8 protein-coding genes and 1 pseudogene are annotated in these 14587 nt (G+C 56.1%); 1 reads left to right on the plus strand and 8 read right to left on the minus strand.

The features are described from left to right. Positions 1–183: 183 nt before the first annotated feature. The 8 genes and pseudogenes from ACSZO1_RS17870 to ACSZO1_RS17905 all read right to left on the minus strand — a co-directional run bounded on the left by ACSZO1_RS17870 (position 184) and on the right by ACSZO1_RS17905 (position 12614). Positions 184–2396: pseudogene (locus ACSZO1_RS17870) on the minus strand (TonB-dependent receptor). Positions 2397–2531: 135 nt separating this feature from the next. Beyond that, the gene (gene fhuB, locus ACSZO1_RS17875; protein WP_437615020.1) at positions 2532–4475 is read right to left on the minus strand and encodes a Fe(3+)-hydroxamate ABC transporter permease FhuB; all 1944 of its coding nucleotides are present in this window, start codon (positions 4473–4475) and stop codon (positions 2532–2534) included. After that, positions 4472–5365: a Fe(3+)-hydroxamate ABC transporter substrate-binding protein FhuD gene (gene fhuD, locus ACSZO1_RS17880; protein ID WP_437615022.1), complete on the minus strand. Its 894-nt coding sequence runs from the start codon at positions 5363–5365 to the stop codon at positions 4472–4474. Before fhuD ends, fhuB begins: the two co-directional genes overlap by 4 nt. Before the next feature lie 218 nt (positions 5366–5583). Further along, positions 5584–6639 carry a 3-dehydro-L-gulonate 2-dehydrogenase gene (gene yiaK / locus ACSZO1_RS17885; protein ID WP_437615024.1) on the minus strand — a complete coding sequence of 352 codons (1056 nt, stop codon included), beginning with the start codon at positions 6637–6639 and terminating at the stop codon, positions 5584–5586. Then, complete coding sequence (locus tag ACSZO1_RS17890) at positions 6620–8185, minus strand: MFS transporter (protein WP_437615026.1); 1566 nt, start codon at positions 8183–8185, stop codon at positions 6620–6622. The genes yiaK and ACSZO1_RS17890 overlap by 20 nt, the downstream gene beginning before the upstream one ends. A gap of 273 nt (positions 8186–8458) precedes the next feature. After that, positions 8459–9850, minus strand: a complete 1392-nt coding sequence (locus tag ACSZO1_RS17895; RefSeq protein WP_437615028.1) for an efflux transporter outer membrane subunit — start codon at positions 9848–9850, stop codon at positions 8459–8461. Then, complete coding sequence (locus ACSZO1_RS17900; RefSeq protein WP_437615030.1) at positions 9850–10938, minus strand: HlyD family secretion protein; 1089 nt, start codon at positions 10936–10938, stop codon at positions 9850–9852. Before ACSZO1_RS17900 ends, ACSZO1_RS17895 begins: the two co-directional genes overlap by 1 nt. Further along, positions 10938–12614 (minus strand): MFS transporter, encoded by a 1677-nt coding sequence (locus ACSZO1_RS17905; protein ID WP_437615032.1) that lies wholly within the window; start codon positions 12612–12614, stop codon positions 10938–10940. Before ACSZO1_RS17905 ends, ACSZO1_RS17900 begins: the two co-directional genes overlap by 1 nt. Positions 12615–13047: 433 nt before the next feature. On the opposite strand from ACSZO1_RS17905, the gene ACSZO1_RS17910 reads away from it, so the two are divergent. Next, positions 13048–14145, plus strand: a complete 1098-nt coding sequence (locus ACSZO1_RS17910) for a glycerol dehydrogenase (RefSeq protein WP_437615034.1) — start codon at positions 13048–13050, stop codon at positions 14143–14145. The last annotated feature ends 442 nt before the right edge of the window (positions 14146–14587 follow it).

The raw sequence follows: 14587 nt of genomic DNA on the forward strand, positions 1-14587 counted from the left end.
ACCATGGGTAAAGGATGTTAAAAAGTGTTCACCATGTCCCCGAACACCTGTCTGCAATGTCCCCGGACCGTACACGTGGGGGAGGGCTGGGGTGGGGGAGCAACGGTTTGAGAACGCAGTCGCTGGTTTCCCCATCCTGACCTTCCCCCGCTCGCGGGGGAAGGGACTGTCCGGTGGACGTACTTAGAAATCGTAGGTCATGGAGACTTTCAGAGTACGTGGGTCGCCCTGGTAGATGTAGTAGCCATTGCTTTCCACATTTGACCAATACTTCTCATTAGTTACGTTATCCACACCAACGCGCCATACCATATCGTTGTCATTCATCTTCATGCTGTAACGAACACCCAGATCCAGTGTCGTGTAGCTATCAATTTTGCGAGTGTTGGTTGCATTCACGTATTGAGCACCATTATGGTTAACCAATGCCGTCGCAGTCAGACCTTCAACTGGCTGGATATCATATTCTGCGCCCAGAACAAAATTGTAAGCAGGAACACCAATCGGGCTGTTGCCATCATTAGTTCCATCTTGCGTTTTGGTAAGCTGAGCATTAATCCAGGTCGCACTTCCGTTCAGTCGCAGTCCCAGAACAGGTTCACCGAATACGTTCAATTCAATACCGCGATGGCGTTGTTCACCGTTTAACGCATAAACATTGTCAGCATTCACAAACGCCGAAGGCTTTTTAATCTCAAATAATGCCAGTGAACCACCCACACGTTGGTAGTCGACTTTTACACCAACTTCATTTTGTTTAGAGTGGATAATATCTGTACTACTGCCATAGTTGGCTGTACCCGTAGGTGCTATAAACCCTTTTTGCAGTGACTCAATATGGTTAGCATACAGAGAAACATGCTCCCAAGGTTTTACTACTAAGCCATATGCTGGCGACCAGCCACTTTTCTCGAAACTGGAATTGGCTGTTTCTGCTTGAGTGCCATAGTCGTATGCACCGTAGACGATTTTTTGATGACGGGCACCGAGAGTTATCAGTACCTTGTCATCCAGCATTCCCAAAGTATCACTCAGCAAAATACCTTGTGAACGTGTACGCTCTTTCACTCGTGGAGCGTCAAGATCACCACCACTGCCATAGAACCCATCTAATTCAGGTGTGGAGATATCTTGTGTGTCATAGATATTTGTAGTAACAGGAGTGGATGTATCAAAAGCAGACTTAAAGCGGATTCGGTATGCTGAATAGCCAAAGTTAACATTGTGGTTAATTGGACCAGTGTCAAACTTGCCGCGAACACCAAACATTCCACTTGCACCATCATAGGTACTGTTTACATCCATACGATAAATGCTTGCTGTACCATCAGTTGCACTAACAGCAGGAGTACCATAAGCACCATACTCCTGAGAGTATTGCCCACCAACCCCACCATACAGAGTCCAGTTTTGTGCAATATCAAATTCGCCACGCAACATAGCAAACTTACTTTCAATATCGCTGTAAGCCCATTTCTGCCCGGTATTATGTGTAGCAGAAGGAACCTCTGGAATAAAATCAGCCGAGTAGATATTTACACCCTGGCGACCACCATGAACAGTCTGCTTTTGGTATCCCATATCGAGTGAGGTGCGCAGATTATCGCCACGGTAATCAAGTCCAATAGCAGCAACAGTAGCACGACGTTTTGCATCATCTACTGCGGTTTCCCCTTCACGATTAAGCAGGTTCACACGGACACCGAACTGGTTATCATCACCAAAACGGCGCCCTGCATCCACTGAGACACCCACTTGCGAAGACGATGTGTATCAACACCGACACGCGTTAACGGTACATCATCCGCATGTTTTGGCTCAAGATTGATCATGCCACCAACAGCTGTTGTTGATGAACCATTCATTAAGGCGTTGGTACCTTTAAACACTTCGACACGATCAATGATATTTGCAGCGATAATCTGGCGTGGCATTACACCCGGCAGGCCGCCCAGAGTCATATCATCACCGTAAAGATCAAAACCACGAATTCGGTAATTCTGAGCATAACTACCGAAACCCTGAACATTCTGCACAGACGCATCATTACGCACCACATCCGCAATGGTTTTCGCCTGCTGGTCTTCAATCAGCTTAGAGCTGTATCCCACCACATTAAACGGCACATCCATGGCGTTTTGCTGGCCGAGCATCCCCATACGGCCACCATTAATCACCTGACCATCCAGATAAGCCGGAACCAGTTCGTCGCCGCCTGGTTTAAAGTCACTGCCTGCCGGTGCCACTACCGTCATGGTTGACTCATTCTGCTTACTGGTGTCAGTTGCTGTGTTATCGGTTTCTGTCGCGGCAAATGCCGGACAGGCCGCTGCGCTAATCATCATCGCCAGCAAAGTCGGTTTAAACTTGCTGGTAGCAATCGGGGAGCTATGCATCTGTGTGTTCCTGGAGACTAAGTGATAATCATTATTATTGAGATTTGCGATTATCCTTAGCATCCTCACATTTGCAAGAGAAAATTACATCCGGTGACAGCCTCTTTACAAAATAGTTCAACCCGTGTCGCAGACCTATGCGCGGCGCAGTAACCAGATAAACCATGGTGCGCCAAGGAAGGTCGACAGCAGGCCCGCGGGGATTTGATACGGGAATATCAGCACCCGCCCCAGCGCATCCGCCAGCAGCATCAGCCCTGCCCCGGCCAGAATCGCCACCAGCAGTCGCGGCAATGCGCGGCGGAAACCGGCCATCCGCGCCAGATGCGGCGCCATCAGTCCGACAAAACTCAGCGGGCCAATGCACAGCGTCGCGGCAGCGATCAGTGCCGCCGCCAGCAGCAGAATCACGATTCGCGCCCGGTTAACCGGCACGCCGGTCGACTGCGCCGTTACCCCACCCAATGGCAGAATGGTCAGCCAGCGCGCCAGCAACGGTGTCAGCAACAGTAACAACAGTGCCAGCGCCGCCGTCCAGCTCGCCTGCCCTGCCGTGACCTGATAGGTCGACCCTGATAACCAGCTCAGCACCTCGGTCGTACGCGGATCGCCACTGACCAGAAACAGCGTCAGGAAAGTGCCAAACACCGTGCTTAGTGCCACCCCGGTCAGCAGCATCCGCGTTGCCGATAGCCCGCCGCGCTGCGCCATCAGCAAAATCAGTAACAGTGTCAGCGCGGCACCGACACAGCCCGCCGGAAACTGCAACGCGCTGACATCACCGGGGATAAAGAACATCAGCAACACAATGGCGCAGGCAGCGCCGGTACTGACACCCAGCACTTCCGGGCTGGCCATCGGATTGCCCGTCATACGCTGCACCAGCGTCCCTGCCGCCGCCAGCATCGCGCCCGTCGCCAGCGCCGCCAGTACCCGCGGCCAGCGGAACTGCAGTACCGCATGAGTATCAATCCACAGGCTCTGCCGGTCACCGGCAAACAGCGCCAGCAACACCATCAGCAGCAGACACAGCACTATCGCGCCGATCAAACGCGGGCTTAGTACCCTTTCCGCCATCAGCGCATGACGATTATCACTGCTGGCAATCTGGCGGTGACGAAGACGTGACAACAGCCACAGCATCAGCGGTGCCCCCGCCAGCGCGGTCAGCGCACCGGTAGGTAATTCCACCCACACCCGCGCCAGCGCAATCACCGCCTGGTCGCTCAGTAACAACAACACTGCACCGAGCAGCGCCGACAGCAGTAAGCGCGCCGCCAGACGCCGCGCGCCCAGCAGTTTCGCCATAATCGGCGCAAACAGGCCGATAAAACCGATCACGCCAGCGGCGCTCACCAGCATGGCGCTAATCACCACCGCCAGCATCAGGCCGCTAAAGCGTACCAGCGCCAGCCGCATTCCCAGATTGCGCACCACGCCATCATCGAGTCCCAGCAGGTTCAGCGGGCGGATCATCAGCACAATCAGCACCAGTGCGATTAACAACCGTGGCCAGAGGAAATTCACCTGGCTCCAGTCATTCTGGTTCAGCATGCCGCTGCTCCAGAGGAACAGACTCTGCAGCCGATCATTATTAAACAGCGCCAGCAGGTTCTTCAGTGCGCCGCAATACATCCCCACCATCAGCCCGGTCAGGATCAGCGTCACTGGTGACATCCGTTTGCCGCTGGCAACCAGCATCACCACGCCACCTACCGCAATCGCCCCCGCCAGCGCCGCCAGTTGCTGACCAGTTTCGCCCCAGCTGGCGGCATACAGTATCGCCAGGCTCATCCCCAGCTGTGCGCCTGCCGCCACGCCAAGCGTGGATGGTTCCGCCAGCGGATTACGCAGGATTTGCTGGAACAGCGTCCCGGCGAGTCCCAGTCCGGCACCGACCAGCAGCGCCAGCAGCGTGCGCGGCAGCAGACTGAAATGCACCAGCATCTGGTTAACGTCATGTTCGTCCGGGGTAAACAGCGCACTGCGCCACAGCGGCAGCGCCAGCTGCGCATGGAAATTCGCTACGGTCAGCAACATGGCCGCCAGCAGCAGCAGAGGTAAAATCAGCGATTTCATGCGTTCTCCAGCAGCGTCTGTTCCAGCAGGCGGCAAAAACGCAGCACCGAATAGCTACCGCCATAAAACCAGATCGCTGGCAGCAAATGTAATTTCTGTTCACGCACGAAAGGAATACTGCGCCATAGATCAGAACGGGTCAGCTCTCTTGCCGGGTCGTTAGCGCCATGCATCAGGCCGATGGCGCGCACATTCTTCACCTGCGCCAGCGTTTCGATACCGACAATAGTGGTGCCCCACGGGCTGACCTTACCCTGCCAGCCGTTTTGCAGGCCAATTTCCGCCATGCCGTTAGCAAACAGGCTGCTGTCGCCAAACATCATCACCCGGCGACTGTCGAGGAAAGAGAAAATCATCAGCTTTTCCTCACGGAACGCTGCAAGGTTCTGCCGGTGCTGGCGAAACTGCGCATCCATCATCTGCAGATGCTGCGCCGCCTGCGGCTGGCGGTTCAGCCGCTCGCCGAGACGCAACAGGTCCCGCCGCAACAGCGTGAGCGGCGCAGATTTTCCATCGGTAAAATCGCCACCCCACACCGGCGCTATCGGGCGCAGTGATTCCGCCGTCGGGCCATAGCCGTTGGAGCGCATAATCAGCGACGGCTTCAGGCGCATCATCAGTTCAAGATTAGGTTCCGTGCGCAGGCCGACATCCAGCACATTTTCCGGCAGCACGGGTTCCACCAGCCAGCGGTGGTAGCCAGGAATATCGGCAATCGCCATCGGGGCGACACCCAGTGCCATCAGCAGTTCTACCGGCCGCCACTCCAGCACGATAATGCGTGACAGATCGATTTGTTCAGCCCGGGTGAGTGAGGAAAACATCAGCGGCGACAATGCCATTAACTGCAGAAACCGGCGTCGGGCACCGGAAGTAACGTCGATAGTCATCAGGCAGAAATGATTATTATTGTGATTTGGATGGCTTATTATGCAGTAACCACACGCGTAAACCAATCCTGAGAACAGGCGCGTCGCCGCGCCTGTTCACTGTTAACGGGTTGCCAGTTGCACCACCTGTTGCCACACCCCGTCATCCACCGGAATGCCCTGACGTAAATTCTCCTCGCGCGTGATGCGCTGACGTTGCCCTGGCCATGTCACCGATCTCACGCCTTCCGCCGGTTCAGAACTGTTAACATAAGGAAGGTGCGATTAATTCGATGGGAACCATTTTTTCGTCCTGTCATCGTATGGTAAATGAACAAAGAACCGCCCAAAACACTGAAAACGATAGATGAACGGCAATCATTGTAGTCATGAACAGAACTTTGAATGATTAAATCGCACCTTCCATAATCAGCAATGCTGTTAGCCATCTGCGTGGTGAATTCGCTGCCACCCAGCTGTGCCGGATCAAACACCATAAAGATCTGGCTCGCCCCGGTGCAGCTGCCGCGACCAATGTTATCAATCTGCGGCGTGGCGTTGCCTGCCGAGAGCAGCGCCGCCATCGCATCCAGCAGGATCGCCAGCCCGGAACCTTTCCAGTAGCCGGTCGGCAGAATGCGGCGCGACGCCTCAATCAGGCCAGGATCCGCAGTGAGATGACCCTGCTGGTCGAAACCACCGGCATACGGCAGTTGTTCACCTTTTAGTCGCGTTACCTCCAGCCTGCCGTAAGAGTATTGCGACATCGCCATATCCAGTACCAGCGGCCCTGACGTGGCGGGGACTGCCATCACAAACGGGTTATTGCCGATACGGGAATCCTTACCGCCCCAGGCTGGCATACAGGATTCGGTGTTGGTCCAGCAGATCGCCGCCATCCCCTGCTCTGCCGCCCGCCAGCCGTAGGTGCCACCACGCATCCAGTGCGTACTGTTGCGCATCGCCACCAGTCCCATGCCATGCTCACGTGCCAGCGCCATGGCGCGATCCACCGCCAGCAGCGCATTGGTGACGCCAGGCCCCTGCTGGCCGTCCCAGATTTCAATAACCGACAGCGCTTTCACTTTCTCCGCCTGCGCATCCGCCCGCACCCAGCCTTTCTGCAGATAATCAACAAAGCGCGCCACGCGGTTCAGCCCGTGTGAATAGATGCCATCGCAGCTGGATTCGGTATGCACCTGAGCACAAATGGCTGCCTGCGGCGGTGCCATTCCGGCATTCAGCAACGCACGTTCAATCGTGGACTTCATCTCATCAAAGGCTATTCGCGTCATGTTTAATCTCTCGTTGCATCTCTGGAGTGGAAGGTTGCGGGTCAATGTGACGCAGAATGTCGTTATTGCCCCACAGCTGATGGTATGGCCAGCCGGTCAGCGTCTCGGCGACGGCTTTTGCCTCTGGCGTCACCGCCGCCGGTGAGCCGCCCTGTTTACGCCGCTGGATTTCACCGATCAGCAGCGCATGGTTATGGCGGTTAAGACTGAAGCGCAGCGAGCTGAACACACCGATCGCCAGAAACAGTACCTCACCGACGCCAAACACCAGCGCAATGCCATGAATCGCTTCCGGTGGTTGCTGCGCCACACCTTTACCGGCAAAGCCATACGCCTGCAGCACCATGCCGACAATAAACAGCGCCGCAGCCTGTACCGCTTTGCGCACGAAGGTCATCACTCCGGCGAAAATACCTTCACGGCGCTGGCCGGTGAGCATCTCATCGACATCGGGAATAAAGCTGTAGATATTCCAGCAGACATACTGGGTGCCGGAGCGTCCCATGCCCATAATCAGCGCCGCCAGCCACACCAGCCATAAGGTCGACGGCAGTTCAAAGGCATAAATACTGATAAACAGCGCCACGCTCGACAGCATAAAGAACTGCGCCAGCTTGTACGCCGCGCCATTGCCGATATGAATACACAGCGGTATCCATGCCGCGATGCAGAAGAACTGCACGATCGACATAAAAGTCATACCGTTAGCCGCGTCGACGGTGCTGTGACCGAGAACAAAAATGATGTAGTACGCCAGCACCGCACCGAGAACATCCAGCGCCACATACGCGCCGAGATACATGCCCACATGCTGGCGGAAGGTGCGCACTTTCAGGGTGGAAAGCAGCGAACGGAACAGCGCGCGCATATCGCGGCGGAACGCCACTTTTGGCGCCTGCTGCTCCAGTGCAATCGGCCGTTCCCAGGTGAACAGATACAGGCAGACAATCACAATCGCGAACAGGGTGGCGAAGATAATGCCCATATACAGGAACGATGAAGAGGCATCTTCACCGAGCAGCGCGATTATCGCACCCGGCAGCCACGCCGCCAGAATGCCTGCGCCCATCGAGAAGAACATCCGCACACCGGTCAGTCGCGAACGCACGCGGAAGTCATGGGTCATCTCCGCCGCCAGTGTTTCATACGGCACAATCACCAGCGTGTAGGCGGCATAGAACAGAATATAGGTCGCCAGATAGTAGCCAAATCCCATATCGCTGATCCACATCACCACGTAACTGATAAACACCAGCGGCGCACCGAGCAGGAAGAAAAAGCCACGACGGCCAAAGCGCTGCCCGAGCCGCGTGCGCCAGAAGTTATCGGTGACATAACCCATCAGCGGATCGAAAAACGCATCCAGCAGACGGGCGATGGCGATGACCGCCCCCGCTTCGGCGGGACTTAATCCGCCATAAGTGGTATAGAAGAACATTAACCAGAGACCAAGAACGGCAAAGCTGCCGCCCCCGAAAACGTCCCCACCGCCATACGCCAGCATATTTTTCAGCCCGATGGGCTTTTCCTGCGCACGATTAATCATGGCAACCTCGTTGTGATACCGCAGAGCGGCAACGTTGTTATGGGTACAGGGAAAAGCTAGCGCTGGGTTTACTACCATACAAGATGAGATGACAGTTTTAGCTGGTGCGATCACATTTTAACCAGCCCGTCCGGTGAGAAGTGTGAGGTTGCCCTGGGGTTTACCCCCTCCTCCGCTTCGTGTGGGAGGGTCTGGGTGGGGGAAATGCCAGCTCCGTGCTCACGGCTCCCCCAGCCTTGCACCATGTCATGGGGGAAGGCGCAATTCAGGTGATCAAGGATGCTCCGGTTCTGGCTGCCAGCCACCGCCCAGCGCGCGATAAAGATCGACCTGCGCCAGCAACAGACTGTTCTTCAGCTGCACCACGGTAAGCTGGGTGGTAAACAGCGTGCGTTGCGCATCCAGCTCATCCAGATACGAAGCATAACCATTCTGATAACGATTCCGCGCGATACGCAGGGCATCGCTCAGCACCTGCTGCTGCTGTTCCCGCTCCTGTAGCTGCTCGCCAGTACGCTGGATGGCATCCACCGCGGTATTCACTTCGCTGAAAGCGTTGCGCACCACTTTTTCGTAGTTGTACAGCGCCTGATTACGCGATGCCATCGACACATCCACCTGCGCCGTCAGTGCTTCGCGATTCAGCAGTGGCGCCAGCACACTGCCGCCAATGCTCCACAAGCGGAACGGGTTATCCACCAGTTCATGCAGCACTGAACTCTGCATGGTGCCGGATGCCGTCAGGTTAAGTGACGGCAGCAGCTTCGCCCGTGATGACTGCAGTGAGCTGTCCGCTGCCAGCAGCTGGCGTTCAGCCTGCACAATATCCGGGCGACGCTGCAGCAGTTGTGATGGCAACAGTGCAGGCAGCTGCTGCGGCGCAATATGCTCAAAGCGCGACGAGCGGGCAATCTGACGTGGATTCATCCCCACCAGAATACTCAGCGCATTCTCCTGCTGCGTGATTTGATGCTGCAATTGCGGGATCTGCGCTTTGGCGGTCTGGTATTCCGATGACGACTGCAGCCACTCCAGCCGCGAACTGTAGCCGGTTTCATACTGCCGCTGCGCCAGCCGTAACGAATCCTCACGCGACGCCAGCGTCGCTTCGGTCACACGCAGCTGTTCATCCAGTGCGCACAGCGTCAGATAACCCGCCGCTACCGAACTGGCGACCGTCAGCTCAGCGGCCGAAGCGGCCGCCTGCTGGGCTTCGAGAGAGTATTGTGCCGCATCGATACTGCTGCTGCGCGCGCCCCACAAATCCACCTCATAGTTTGACTGCAGCAGTCCCTGAAACGCGGTATGGGTATACGGCAGCCCGGTAACATACGACAGGGTTTGCGCCCGGTTAGCGGTGACGCCGGCATCCAGCGTCGGGTAGTTGCTGCCATCAGCCGCGCGCAACTGCGCACGATACTGATCGACACGCGAACGCGCCGTGAGGATATCCGGGTTATTGCGCAGCGCCTGCTGAACCAGCTGGTTCAGTTGCGGATCGTGAAATGCCTGCCACCACTGCGCCTCTGGCGCGGCGGCAGGCCCAACCTGATCACGCCACTGCGGCGTAATCAGCAACGATGACGGCGCTTTGCTCACCTGCGTGGCGCAACCCGCCAGCATCAGTGGCAGTAACAGCGCACAGAGTGTCGGTTGCCAGCGCATTACTGCTTCTCCTTCGCGGTGTCACGGGTCTCAATGGTCACTTCCACCGACATCCCCGGGCGCAGGCGCTGGGTCTCTGCACTGGTGATTTTTATCCGCACCGGAATACGCTGGGCGATTTTGACGAAGTTGCCGGTGGCGTTATCCGGCGAAATGGCGCTGAACTCAGAACCCGCTGCGGGCGAGATATACTCCACTTCGCCGTCAAAGCGCGCGCCATCCAGGGCATCGACGCGGAACGACGCGGGCAGACCCGGTTTAATCCGCGCCATCTGCGTCTCTTTCATATTTGCCACCACCCACATCTGCTCCGGCACCAGCGACGTCAGGCGCGTGCCGGCGCTGACATACGCGCCCTGACGCACCGAAATCTGTCCCAGCTGGCCGTCACGCGGGGCAATAATGCGTGTGTTATGCAGATCGATCTGCGCCAGCTCCAGCGCCGCCTGCGCATTAGCGACATCCGCCTCCAGCGAGGCGCGGTTGATAATCACGGTTTGCAGATCCTGGCGTGAAACATCCAGCGTCGCCTGTGCCTGCTGCACATTGGTTTCCATCTGGCTGTTGCTGGCGCGTGACGCATCGCGCTCGCGCTGCGACAGTGAACCGTCACCCACCAGGTTTTCCACCCGCTTCAGATCCAGCCCGCTTTTCACGGCCTGCGCTTTGGCATTGCTCAGCGCCGCCTGGTTACGCACGATCACCGCTTCCGCACTGCGTCGTTGTTGCAGGTTGTTGGCCAGTGTCGCCTTCTTCATATCGAGCTGCGCCTGTGCCTGGTGCACTCGCTGGCGGTAGATGCGGTCGTCAATGGTCATCAGCACATCGCCCTGATGCACTGGCTGAAAATCCTGCACCTCTACTGCAGTGATATAGCCACTGACCTGCGGGCTGATAAAGGTGATCTGCCCGCGTACATACGCATTCTCGGTACTCTGGGCGCTGCTGGTAAACGGCCACAACTGCCAGGCGTACAGGATCACCAGTACACCGACAATGGCGATACCACTGCCGACGGCAATCGACAGAATGCGCAGCTTATTATTTCTCTCACGTTCGGAGGCCTGGACCTGCTCCTGTTGACTCATTATTGCTCCGTACCTGATGCGGAAGATGAAGAGGCAGCCAGCGCATCACGTTGCGCCTGCCGCCAGTTAACAAAACGCTGCCGGCTTAAGCGCCACAGTACCCACATCAGGGTGACCAGCGCCATCGCGGCAGTGAGTAAATAGGTGTCGTTATACGCCAGCACGTTGGCCTGCAGGGTGGCGACCGACTGCAACTGCGAGGTACTCTGGGCGCTGAGCAGCGCGCTGTCGCCGATATAGCTACTAAACAGTGTGCTGTACTGGCTGAGGCGATCCGTCACGTTAGGATCGAGCAGTGACAGCTGATCGCCCAGCAGGCTGGAGTGATATTTTTCGCGCCAGGTCTGGAAGGTGCCGAGGATCGCCGCGCCAACCAATCCCCCCAGGTTCTGGCTCATACCAAACAGCACCACAAAGCTGACCAGATTTTGCGGTTTTGTTACCACGCCGCCAATGCCGATAAGCATCGCCGGGGCAAGGAAAAAGGCGCTGCTGAAACCGAGCAGAAACTGGCTGAGCAGCATATTTTCCGGGCGAGTCAGCGGGTTAGACTGCGCATCCATCAGCGAGGCCACCATCATAATGATTAGCGACGTGACAATCGGCCAGTTCAGTTTGCCGGGTTTAATCGTCAGCGCACTGGCGACAATGCCGAGCACGATACCGGCGATAATCGCCAGCGCCAGCTGCCGCATCTGGTCATTCTGCAGGCCAATCTGCTGCAGGAAGCCAATCGCGCCGGTATTCTGTTCCGCCAGCATAATGCGCATCATAATCATCACGATGCCAAGACGTACAATCGAGCCACTGCCCAGCCAGCGCGTATTAATCAGCGGATTACTGCGGTTATGCTCGATAACTATCGCCGCCACAATCAGCACCAGCGCCAGCGCCAGACAGATACCGAGCCACGGCGTGGTAAACCACCAGTCGATGCGTCCCAGCGACAGCACACCACAAATCAGCGCCATTCCTGGTGCCAGCAGAATAAAGGTGAGAAAATCTTTTTTCTCAAACACTTCACGGCGGTCGCCCGGCGGCAGTTTCAGCAACAGCACGCAACCGAGCGCGACCAGCGCCAGCCCCAGTTCAAACAGGTACAGACCGCGCCACTCATCCAGCTGCAGCAGTTCAGTGGAGAACAGCCGCGCCAGCGGGATCGCCAGCTGTGAGGCACAAATCCCAATCGTCAGTGCCTTCAGCCGGTGTTTCGCCGGCCACGCCTGAATCTGGTAATAGATGCCGAGTGAGCTGAGTGCCGCGCCGACCATGCCGTGCGCCGCCCGCACCACAATCGCCGAGTTCAGATCGTTGGCAAACAGATGGAAAAACGCCACCAGCACATACAGCACCAGGAAGGCTTCGGTAAAAATACGCAGGCCAAACTGCTGGCGGAATTTCACCAGCAGTAAGTTAATTGAGATGTTGCCCATCACATACACCGCAGGCAGCCAGGCGATCTCATTGGAGTAAGCACCGAAGGTGCCCTGCAGGTTGGTCAGGTTCGCGGTAACCAGCGCATTACTCAGCGCGCCGGTGAGGGAAATCAGCAGCCCAATCAGGCCGAAGGCGATGCGTTTATGGCCGGGATGAAGCGGTGTCGATGGCGATCCCAGCAGCATCGGTTTTTCATGTGGTTGCCAGTCACGCGGAGCGTATGGACTCTCTTTTGCCACGTCAGTATGCCCCGTCACTTACCATTAACAGTTGCAGCTTCACACGAAATTCCCGATCTTGACTATTAGGCTCATAACTAATTCTCAGACCGGATTATACGCAAGGTTAAAAGTAGCAGGAAAGAGCTGAACCCCGCTATTTTTGTGCAAAAAGTTGCATATCAGCTCGCAGCTTTATTTCTGTCCACTGGTACTACAACGACCATCAGCGGGATCGGCGATGCAGGGATCAATCATTCACCGCCTTTCACCCTCGCATCCCTGCCCTGCTACCTCCCTCCACCGTAAAACGTGACGCTGCTCACAAAACACCCGATGAAACCCGCGTCTGAGACACGCTCGCTTTTCGCGCACTTCGTTTTGCGGTAAATAATTAGTTAGAAAACTAATTAACCACAGCATGATAACCATCCACTAAATAAGGACTAAGCTTATGAGCAGATTCATTTTTTCTTCCCCAGGAAAATATGTTCAGGGTGCGGGTGTTCTGAAGGAACTGGGTCAACAAATCAAAAGCAAAGGCAAACATGCCCTGCTGATCGCCGACGATGTGGTGTGGAAGATTGTCGGTGATACGGCGACGCAGTCACTGAAAGAAGCGGGTGTGGAGTACAGCTACGAAAGATTTAACGGCGAGGCCTCAGTCGGTGAAATCAGCCGCCTGAGCAAAATCGCCCGGAGCAAAGGCACCGATATGGTGGTCGGTCTCGGCGGGGGTAAAACGCTGGATACCGTTAAAGCGGTGGCCGATGAGCTGAAAGTGCCGGTGATTATTGTGCCGACCACTGCCTCCACCGATGCGCCATGCAGCGCGCTGTCGGTGATCTATAGCGATAAAGGCGTGTTCGAAAGCTACCGTTTCTACGATAAAAACCCGGATCTGGTGCTGGTGGATACCTGGGTCTGCGCACAGGCCCCTGCCCGTCTGTTTGCTTCCGGTATTGCCGATGGTCTCGCTACCTACGTGGAAGCGCAGGCAGTGCTGCGTACCCACAGCTTATCAATGGTCAGCGGCACGCCGACGATTGCCGGCATGGCGATTGCTCAGGCCTGTGAAGAAACACTGCTCACCTGGGGCTTCAGCGCCTTTAAAGCGGTACAGGAAAAACGCGTGACGCCAGCGGTGGAAGCCGTGGTGGAAGCCAATACCCTGCTGTCCGGCCTCGGTTTTGAGAATGGTGGTCTGGCGGGTGCGCATGCGATTCATAACGGCTTTACCGCCATTGACGGTGATATCCATCACCTGACCCATGGCGAGAAAGTGGCTTACGGCACGCTGACGCAGATGGTACTGGAGCAGCGTCCGGACGAAGAAATTGAGCAATATATCCGCTTCTACCGCAGCATCGGCATGCCGACCACGCTGGCAGAAGTGCACCTGGATAAAGAGCCGTGGGAGAACCTGGTGAAAATCGGCGCGCTGGCCAACAGCGACGGCGATACGCTGAAAAATCTCAACCCGGCGCTCAGCCCGGAAGAAGTCGCCAGTGCACTGATTGGCGTCGACGCGTTCAGCAAAACCATCAAATAATCAACGTAATAACCTGCTGGCGCACGGCGCCAGCATCCTGCTTTACCGTTTTTCAGGCAGAAAAAAACCGCCTTGCGGCGGTTACGACATTTACTACATATTGCTTTAGTTTATCTGGTTGCATCCCGTCTGTTGTCGCCTGCTATTTTGTCATTCTGTGCAGACACCGTTCAGTACGGGTGATGACGATAACCCTTACAGTTATAAGCCATCAGCTAATGGCGCGCATCCTATCATGTGAATCTGGCGGTTTCAAACCCTTTCTAATATTAAGGCTTCTGCAGCGCACTCTCGTCCACCTTTGCCCCACTCGCGTGCTTTAATGCTATATTGCGCAGGCACAGGCAACAGCAAGATGAGCGGAGCTTAAGGAAGGTGCGATTTAATCGTCAATTATGAGAACATAACTCTTTCTTTGACATAGACTTTTCACGATGCCCGC

This window comes from Erwinia sp. V71, from assembly GCF_965644245.1.
GTDB lineage: Bacteria > Pseudomonadota > Gammaproteobacteria > Enterobacterales > Enterobacteriaceae > Erwinia.

Excerpts from the sequence above, each read along its gene's own strand:
- fhuB (WP_437615020.1), bottom strand. The coding sequence starts at position 4,475 with ATGAAATCGCTGATTTTACCTCTGCTGCTGCTGGCGGCCATGTTGCTG.
- fhuD (WP_437615022.1), bottom strand. The coding sequence starts at position 5,365 with ATGACTATCGACGTTACTTCCGGTGCCCGACGCCGGTTTCTGCAGTTA.
- yiaK (WP_437615024.1), bottom strand. The coding sequence starts at position 6,639 with ATGACGCGAATAGCCTTTGATGAGATGAAGTCCACGATTGAACGTGCG.
- ACSZO1_RS17890 (WP_437615026.1), bottom strand. The coding sequence starts at position 8,185 with ATGATTAATCGTGCGCAGGAAAAGCCCATCGGGCTGAAAAATATGCTG.
- ACSZO1_RS17895 (WP_437615028.1), bottom strand. The coding sequence starts at position 9,850 with ATGCGCTGGCAACCGACACTCTGTGCGCTGTTACTGCCACTGATGCTG.
- ACSZO1_RS17900 (WP_437615030.1), bottom strand. The coding sequence starts at position 10,938 with ATGAGTCAACAGGAGCAGGTCCAGGCCTCCGAACGTGAGAGAAATAAT.
- ACSZO1_RS17910 (WP_437615034.1), top strand. The coding sequence starts at position 13,048 with ATGAGCAGATTCATTTTTTCTTCCCCAGGAAAATATGTTCAGGGTGCG.